The organism is Streptomyces sp. NPDC045701 (genome assembly GCF_056432045.1).
The window spans coordinates 74,801-81,215 of the sequence record NZ_JBWKJV010000015.1 but is presented as its reverse complement, the minus strand read 5'-3'; the positions used below and the strand labels follow the sequence as shown (position 1 = coordinate 81,215).

Genomic DNA, 6,415 nt, shown 5'->3' with positions numbered 1-6,415 from the left:
CTCGTCGTACCGCTGCACTACAACGGGCCGGCCATGCTGCACTCGATCACCTCCCCACCCCCTCCCCCCCTCCCCCCCCCCCCCCCTCCCCCCCCCCCCCCCCTCCCCCCCCCCCCCCGTCCGCATTGGACCGACTGTCCAACCACTCACGGGTGATCCTTCCGCCACGGCGGAAAAGATGTCACCCGCCACCACTACACTTCTCAACACATACGCGTCAGGCCCACAGCGTCGTGCGTCTTCCACGCGGCAAGCCCCCTCCACCGCCTGCGGCCGTCGGGACGGCCGTCCGCACAGGACTTGTGAGGACCCACGTGAGCTCGCATCCCCCCAAGAAGCCGGTAGTACTGATCGCTGAAGAGCTGTCGCCCGCCACGGTGGACGCGCTCGGCCCCGACTTCGAGATCCGGCACTGCAACGGCGCCGACCGAGCCGAACTGCTGCCCGCGATCGCCGACGTGGACGCCATCCTGGTGCGCTCCGCCACCAAGGTCGACGCCGAGGCCATCGCCGCCGCCACCAAACTCAAGGTCGTCGCCCGCGCGGGCGTGGGCCTGGACAACGTCGACGTCTCCGCCGCCACCAAGGCCGGTGTGATGGTCGTCAACGCCCCGACGTCCAACATCGTCACCGCCGCCGAGCTGGCCTGCGGTCTGCTGGTCGCCACCGCGCGCAACATCCCCCAGGCCAACACCGCCCTCAAGAACGGCGAGTGGAAGCGGAGCAAGTACACGGGCGTCGAGCTGAGCGAGAAGACCCTCGGCGTGGTCGGCCTCGGCCGCATCGGCGTCCTGGTCGCCCAGCGCATGTCGGCCTTCGGCATGAAGATCGTCGCGTACGACCCCTACGTGCAGCCGGCCCGCGCCGCCCAGATGGGCGTCAAGCTGCTGACCCTGGACGAGCTGCTGGAGGTCTCCGACTTCATCACCGTCCACCTGCCGAAGACCCCCGAGACGCTCGGCCTGATCGGCGACGAGGCGCTGCACAAGGTCAAGCCGGCCGTCCGCATCGTCAACGCGGCGCGTGGCGGGATCGTCGACGAGGAGGCGCTGTACTCGGCGCTCAAGGAGGGCCGGGTCGCCGGCGCGGGCCTGGACGTGTACGCGAAGGAGCCCTGCACGGACTCCCCGCTGTTCGAGCTCGACCAGGTCGTCTGCACCCCGCACCTGGGCGCGTCCACGGACGAGGCGCAGGAGAAGGCCGGCATCGCGGTCGCCCGTTCGGTGCGCCTCGCGCTCGCCGGTGAGCTGGTCCCGGACGCGGTCAACGTCCAGGGCGGTGTCATCGCCGAGGACGTCAAGCCGGGGCTGCCGCTCGCCGAGCGCCTCGGCCGGATCTTCACCGCGCTGGCCGGCGAGGTCGCGGTCCGGCTCGACGTCGAGGTGTACGGCGAGATCACCCAGCACGACGTCAAGGTGCTGGAACTGTCCGCGCTGAAGGGCGTGTTCGAGGACGTCGTCGACGAGACGGTGAGCTACGTCAACGCGCCGCTGTTCGCGCAGGAGCGCGGTGTCGAGGTCCGGCTGACGACGTCGAGCGAGTCCCCCGACCACCGCAACGTGGTCACCGTGCGCGGCACGCTCTCGGGCGGTGAGGAGGTGGCGGTGTCCGGCACGCTGGCCGGCCCCAAGCACCTCCAGAAGATCGTCGCCGTCGGTGACTACGACGTGGACCTGGCGCTCGCCGACCACATGGTCGTCCTGCGGTACGAGGACCGTCCCGGTGTCGTCGGCACCGTCGGCCGCGTCCTCGGCGAGGCCGGCCTGAACATCGCGGGCATGCAGGTCGCCCGTGCCGCGGAGGGCGGCGAGGCGCTCGCGGTCCTCACCGTCGACGACACGGTCCCGCAGCCCGTGCTGACGGAGGTCGCCGAGGAGATCGGCGCGACCTCCGCCCGCTCGGTGAACCTCACCTGACGGTTCGTCCGAGCGAGCCGAGCGAGCCGAGACCGGCCCGGTGCCTCAGCGCACCGGGCCGGTCTCGTCCGTGGTGCGGGCCGGTCCGTCCAGGAGGACGTCCGGCCCGACGGGGCGGTACGCGACCGTGAAGGCGTCCAGCCGGTAGGTCCGGCCCCGGAGGCCGAGCGCGGAGCCGAGCGGATGGTTGAGCTCCCCGTCCCGTTCGATCAGCCGGACAGGGGTGTCACGCGGGGTCCGTACCGACGTCCTCGGCGCGAAGCCACGCCCTTCGTCGAGCCGGAGGCGGTGGGCGAACGGCCCATCGCCGCCACTCGGGAGGGTGAATCCCTCGGGCAGGGCACACCGCACGGTGACGGGGTGCCTCACAGGCGGGCCGCCTTGAGGGCCATGTGCAGCAGGAGGCGGTCCTCGCCCTCGTCGAGATCCAGGCCGGTGAGGTTTTCGACGCGCGAAAGGCGGTAGTAGAGGGTCTGGCGGTGGATGCCGAGGGCCGCCGCCGTGCGGCCCGCCTGGCCCGCGTTGTCGAGGAACGCCTCGGCGGTGCGGGCCAGTTCCATGTGCGCGGGCGCGAGCAGCGCGCGCACCGCCCGGTCGTGCGGCGGGGCCGGAGGCAGCGCGGTCAGCAGGCGGTACGGGCCGATCGCCGCCCACGGGGCCGGCGACCCGAGCCGTGGCTGGGCCAGGGCGGCCCGCGCCGCGGACGTCGCCTCCCGCCACGCCTCGGCGAGGTCGGCCACCCCCCGCCGTGGGTCGGCCATCCCGACGACGGCGCCCGCGGGGCCGCCGCCACGTGCCGCCCACGCGGCCGTGGGCGTGGCGGCGCCGGACGGTATCCCGGAGGGGGCGCCGCCCGCCGCGTCCCGCAGGCGCGTGGCCGCCGTGAGCGCCGGGGCGGGGGAGTCGGCCGAGCGCAGCCGCACCAGAGCGGCGAGGCCGTGCGAGACGAGCCCCTGGGCGGCGCCCCCGGCCGCGGCGGCGTCCCGGCGGCCCGCGGTGTGCCCGGCCGGCCCGTGCCCGCCCGCCGCCACAGCGCCCGCCCCGCCCGCGTCCGGCCCGCCCGCGCCGGCCCCGTCCGGCTGCGGTCCCCGCGCCGTCCGCCCCGGCCACGGCACCGTGCACAGGGCCGCGACGCCGGGCGCCGTCCGGATCGAGGGCGTGCCGGGGCCCGGCCACGGGGCGACGCAGAGCAGGGCGTGCAGCCCCTCGGCGTCGCGGCCGAGTGCCGTGCGCAGGGCGGCGAGGGCCATGTCGTACTGCCAGCCCCGCTCGGCCGTCAGCACCGCCCGCAGCTCGCGCGAGAGGTCCGCGTCGGCCCGCTCCTCGTCCGCCAGCAGGGCGCCGATCCGCTCGGCCACCTCCATGGCCGCCGCCAGCCGGTCGGACGAGGGGCCCGGGTCGGCGTCCAGCAGCCACACGTACCCGAGCACGATGCCCCGGTGGCGTACCGGCAGGCAGACGCGGCCGCGCAGGACGCCGGCGTCCGGGGCGGCGGGAATGCGGACCGGGCCGGTCGCCCGGGTGATGCCGAAGCCCTCGAACCAGGCCCGCACGGCGGGGGAGGACTTCCTGGTCAGGATGGAGCGCGTGCGCACCGGGTCCATGGCGGTGTCGTCGTCGCTGTCGTGCGCGCCGAAGGCGATCAGCCCGAAGTCACGGTTCTCCAGCGTCGCGGGGGCGCCCAGCAGCGCCGAGATCTCGTCGACCAGGTCCTGGTAATCGGCCTTCACCCGGACATTCTGCCACTCGCTCAGACATCTGTATGAGACGCGGGGCACGGATGCGTGACAGCTGTCGATGGCCGGGCATCGGAGCGATCCTTAGGTTTCACGGTGGTTCTCCGTGCCGATACGGACTGTTCCGTTTTGGCCCCCCTTCGATCCGTGTTCCGTGGAGGTGCCCCGTGCTGGGTCCCGTGATCCTCGCCGCGTCGCGCAGCGACAAGATGCGCCGCTTCGTCTCTGCCGCGCCGGGCACCAAGCAGGTCGTCGCCCGGTTCATCGCCGGTGAGACGGTCGAGCAGGTCGTCCCCATCGTCCGGGAGACGACGGCCAGGGGCCTGGAGGTCACCCTGGACGTGGTGGGCGAGGACATCACCACGCGCGAGCAGGCGTTCGCCGCGCGTGACGCCTACCTGGAGCTCATCGAGCACCTCAAGGGCCTGGACCTCGGCACCCGGGCCGAGATGTCGGTCAAGCTCTCGATGTTCGGCCAGGCGCTGGACGGCGGCCACGAGCTGGCCCTCGCCAACGTCCGCCCGGTCGTCGAGGCCGCCGCCGCGATCGGCACCACGGTCACCCTGGACGCGGAGGACCACACCACCCTCGACTCGATGTTCGCCATCCACGAGGAGCTGCGGAAGGACTTTCCGCAGACCGGCTGCGTCATCCAGGCGTACCTCTTCCGCACCGAGGACGACGCCCGCCGCCTCGCCGCGAACGGCAGCCGCGTCCGGATCGTGAAGGGCGCCTACAAGGAGCCGGCCTCCGTCGCGTACCAGGACAAGGCGGAGATCGACAAGGCGTACGTCCGGATCCTCAAGATCCTCATGGAGGGCGACGGCTACCCGATGATCGGGTCGCACGACCCGCGGCTCATCGCCGTCACCCAGGAGCTCGCGCGCCGTGCCGGGCGCAAACTGGACGAGTACGAGTTCCAGATGCTGTACGGGATCCGCAGCGACGAGCACGTGCGGCTCGCCGCCGAGGGGCACCGGATGCGCGTCTACACCGCGTACGGAACCGACTGGTACGGGTACTTCATGCGCCGCCTCGCGGAGAAGCCGGCCAACCTGCTGTTCTTCGTCCGCTCGATGATCACCAAGAACTGAAGGAGTTACGGAACTCATGGACGCTGTGACCCAGGTCCCCGCTCCCGTCAACGAGCCGGTCCGCACCTACGCCCCCGGCTCGGCCGAGCGCGCCCGCCTCGAGGCCAAGCTCAAGGAGCTGGCCGAGAACCCCATCGAGCTCCCGATGACCATCGGCGGCGTCAAGCGGATGGGCGGCGGTGAGCGCGTGGACGTCGTGCAGCCGCACAACCACGCCAAGGTCATCGGCACCTTCGCGGGCGCCACGCAGGCGGACGCCCAGGACGCCATCGACGCCGCCCTCGCCGCGGCCCCGGCCTGGCGCGCGATGTCCTTCGACGACCGCGCGGCGATCATCCTGCGCGCCGCCGAGCTGCTGGCCGGCCCGTGGCGCGAGACCATGGCCGCCTCGACCATGCTCGGCCAGTCGAAGACCGTCCAGCAGGCCGAGATCGACACCCCGTGCGAGCTCGTCGACTTCTGGCGCTTCAACGTCAAGTACGCCCGCGACCTGCTCGCCGAGCAGCCGCCGGCCAACGCCCCGGGTGTGTGGAACCGCCTCGACCACCGCCCGCTGGAGGGCTTCGTCTACGCGATCACGCCCTTCAACTTCACCGCCATCGCGGGCAACCTCCCCACCGCCCCCGCCCTGATGGGCAACGTGGTGGTCTGGAAGCCGTCCCCGACGCAGACCCACGCCGCCGTGCTGCTCATGCAGCTGCTGGAGGAGGCCGGACTGCCCAAGGGCGTCATCAACCTGGTGACGGGCGACGGCATCGCCGTCTCCGAGGTGGCGCTGAACCACCCGGAGCTCGCGGGCATCCACTTCACCGGCTCGACCAAGACCTTCCAGCACCTGTGGAAGACGGTCGGCAACAACATCGAGAAGTACCGCGGCTACCCGCGCATCGTCGGCGAGACGGGCGGCAAGGACTTCGTCGTCGCGCACCCGAGCGCCGACCGCGCCATCCTGAAGACCGCGCTGACCCGCGGCTCCTTCGAGTACCAGGGCCAGAAGTGCTCGGCGTCCTCGCGCGCGTACATCCCGGCCTCGATCTGGAACTCCGGTTTCAAGGAGGAGTTCGCGGCCGAGGTCGACGGCATCCGGATGGGTGACGTCACCGACCTGACGAACTTCATCGGCGCCGTCATCGACGAGCGTTCCTTCGCCAAGAACAAGGCCGCCATCGACCGTGCCAAGGCCGACCCGTCCTGCACGATCGTCGCCGGCGGCACGTACGACGACTCGATCGGCTGGTTCGTCCGCCCGACCGTCATCGAGTGCACGGACCCGGCCAACGAGGTCTTCACCACCGAGTACTTCGGCCCGATCCTCGCGGTGTACGTCTACGAGGACGAGCAGTACGACGCGATGCTGGAGCAGATGGAGTCGGTCTCGGCGTACGCGCTGACCGGTTCGGTCATCGCCGGTGACCGTGCCGCCGCCGCGTACACCATGGACAAGCTGCGGTACGCCGCGGGCAACTTCTACATCAACGACAAGTCGACCGGCGCCGTCGTCGGCCAGCAGCCCTTCGGCGGCGGCCGCGCCTCCGGTACGAACGACAAGGCGGGCGCCCCGCAGAACCTCATGCGCTGGACGCTGACCCGTGCCATCAAGGAGACGCTGGTGCCGCCGACCGACTACACGTACCCGCACATGGGCTGACCTCCGCCCCGCGAACACCGC

Annotated in this window: 5 protein-coding genes; 3 read left to right on the top strand and 2 right to left on the bottom strand. The window is 72.1% G+C overall.

Features of this window, described 5'->3' with window-relative positions; genetic code table 11:
- Positions 1–314: 314 nt before the first annotated feature.
- Positions 315–1,916, top strand: a complete 1,602-nt coding sequence (gene serA, locus AC07DW_RS18215; RefSeq protein WP_478858658.1) for a phosphoglycerate dehydrogenase — start codon at positions 315–317, stop codon at positions 1,914–1,916.
- Between the two features lie 45 nt (positions 1,917–1,961).
- Here serA and AC07DW_RS18210 read toward each other — a convergent pair whose 3' ends face one another.
- Positions 1,962–2,285, bottom strand: a complete 324-nt coding sequence (locus tag AC07DW_RS18210) for a hypothetical protein (RefSeq protein ID WP_478858657.1) — start codon at positions 2,283–2,285, stop codon at positions 1,962–1,964.
- Positions 2,282–3,646: a PucR family transcriptional regulator gene (locus tag AC07DW_RS18205; protein ID WP_478858656.1), complete on the bottom strand. Its 1,365-nt coding sequence runs from the start codon at positions 3,644–3,646 to the stop codon at positions 2,282–2,284. The genes AC07DW_RS18210 and AC07DW_RS18205 overlap by 4 nt, the downstream gene beginning before the upstream one ends.
- Before the next feature lie 173 nt (positions 3,647–3,819).
- Between AC07DW_RS18205 and AC07DW_RS18200 the strand changes: the two genes are divergently transcribed.
- Both AC07DW_RS18200 and pruA read left to right on the top strand, forming a co-directional pair.
- Positions 3,820–4,746, top strand: coding sequence for a proline dehydrogenase family protein (locus tag AC07DW_RS18200; RefSeq protein WP_478858655.1), 927 nt, complete (start codon positions 3,820–3,822; stop codon positions 4,744–4,746).
- Between the two features lie 16 nt (positions 4,747–4,762).
- Positions 4,763–6,394, top strand: coding sequence for an L-glutamate gamma-semialdehyde dehydrogenase (gene pruA, locus AC07DW_RS18195; protein WP_478858654.1), 1,632 nt, complete (start codon positions 4,763–4,765; stop codon positions 6,392–6,394).
- The last annotated feature ends 21 nt before the right edge of the window (positions 6,395–6,415 follow it).

Bases quoted from the DNA above. Each gene is read 5' to 3' on its own strand.
- pruA (WP_478858654.1), top strand. From the start codon at position 4,763: ATGGACGCTGTGACCCAGGTCCCCGCTCCCGTCAACGAGCCGGTCCGC.